General features: G+C 52.5%; 1 protein-coding gene. It reads left to right on the top strand.

The features are described from left to right. A partial coding sequence (locus tag BN93_RS14875) for an N-6 DNA methylase (protein WP_044261044.1) occupies positions 1-1,877 on the top strand: 1,877 nt, incomplete at both ends.

The following is a 1,877-nucleotide window of genomic DNA, read 5'->3' as shown; positions in this document are numbered from 1 at the left end:
TGCACCGGCTGATCCGCGAGAACAGTCCCGATGAACGGACATACAAGCGATACGTGGACAGCCTGAAGTCCTCTGTACTTACAGCGTTCTATACACCTGCCGAGATAACGGAGACTATCAGTGGCGTATTTAAAGAAAACGGTATCGCCCCTCTTCGTGTGTTGGAACCCTCAGCCGGTCGTGGGGCTTTCGTGGATGCCTTTTTGAAGGACAACCCACAGGCGGAGGTCATGGCATTTGAGAAAGACCTGCTGGCGGGCAAGATACTCTCGCATCTTTATCCCGAACAGCGGGTGCGCATCGAAGGTTTTGAGCGAATAGAAAAGCCTTTCAAGGATTACTTCGATGTGGCAGTCTCAAACGTTCCTTTCGGCGATGTTGCCGTGTTCGATGCACAGTTCGAGAAAGGTTCGGCGGTGCGCAGAGCAGCAGCCAAGAAGATACACAATTATTTCTGCCTGAAAACACTGGACACGGTGAGAGACGGTGGTATCGTCGCGCTTCTTGTTCCACAGGGCGTGCTGAATGCCGACAGCAACAGTGCCGTGCGCCACCTGATGCTGAACCAAGCCGACCTGCTCTCTACCATCCGCATGCCCAACAACCTTTTTACTGAAAATGCAGGAACGGAGGCAGGCTGCGACTTGCTCGTCTTACAAAAACGTATCGGTAAGGAGGAACTTTCGGAAGACGAAAAGCTGCTGGCTGAGCCTACGAGAGACAACCAAAATGGCATCCCGACGAATGCGTATTTCCTCCGCCATCCCGACCGCATCGTCCGTACCGAAGAAAAGCGCTCCACCGACCTTTACGGAAAACCTGCGATGGTCTATCTGCACGAGGGCGGCGTGGAGGGCATCGCCCGTGACCTACGCGGAATACTGTCGCAGGATATCCAAATGCGATTGGACTTACAGCGATATGGGCAGGGAGTGAAGCCGGAAGGGATAACACAACGTGCATCTTTGCAAAGAACTTCTGTACAGAATGTTTTGGCTTCTCCTGTGCAGGCACAAGTTGTAGAAAGGGAAGACACTTCTTCTGAAACTGTCAGAGAAAGGCAGCTGAAGCAGGCAAGTTCTCCCAATCCCGTGCTGACCTTGTTCGACCTTTGGGAGTTTACCGTAACGGAACAAAAACAGGCTACAACGGGCAAGAAACAGAAAAGGGAGAAAGCGGAGAAAACGAAGACAAAGCTAAAGGCAAAAGAGAAAGCAGCCAAGAGCAAGCCCAAGGAAAGAAGCCTGTTTGATGCCGCGCCGAAGTCGGAAGCAAACGACCTCTATGCCGGACTCGACTGGGAGACTAACCCGCCCATCAACGGCTTTTATGAGGTGATGATGGACATGACACCCGAACAGCGGGCAAGAGCCTTACAGGAAGGTAGGCTGGAAGTGCAGGCGGATAAGGATACCATTGTATCAAGGGAGCATGCGGAGAAAGAGAATGCAGAGGGAGAGAAAAAGGAAGAGACAACACATACTACCGCTCCCATATCGGACATTCCTACTCTGACACCTTCAAAAGAAGAAATGCTCGCACCCCGTGCGCTGACACAAAAGCTGCAACCCCATTACAAGGAGGGTACGCTTGTGGAGGAGTATTCCTTGGACTATGGCAATCAGGTCGGCATACTCAAAGACCTCACACCCTATGGTGCGGTCTTCTCTCCGCTCGATCTACCTCTTCTGTCCAAAGAAAAGGCGCAGGCCTACATCCATGTCCGCGACACCTACGAAAAGTTGTATGCCTATGAAGCCGAACGGCAAGAAGAAAATGCCACGCTTCGCTCGAACCTGAACACCTACTACGACGAGTTCGTCATGCGTTACGGTGCCCTCAACGCCCCGCAGAACGTGGGGCTGGTGCTCATGGAC

The organism is Prevotella conceptionensis 9403948, assembly GCF_000312305.1.
Taxonomy (GTDB): Bacteria; Bacteroidota; Bacteroidia; order Bacteroidales; family Bacteroidaceae; genus Prevotella; species Prevotella conceptionensis.
This window is presented reverse-complemented; position numbering and strand designations above follow the sequence as displayed.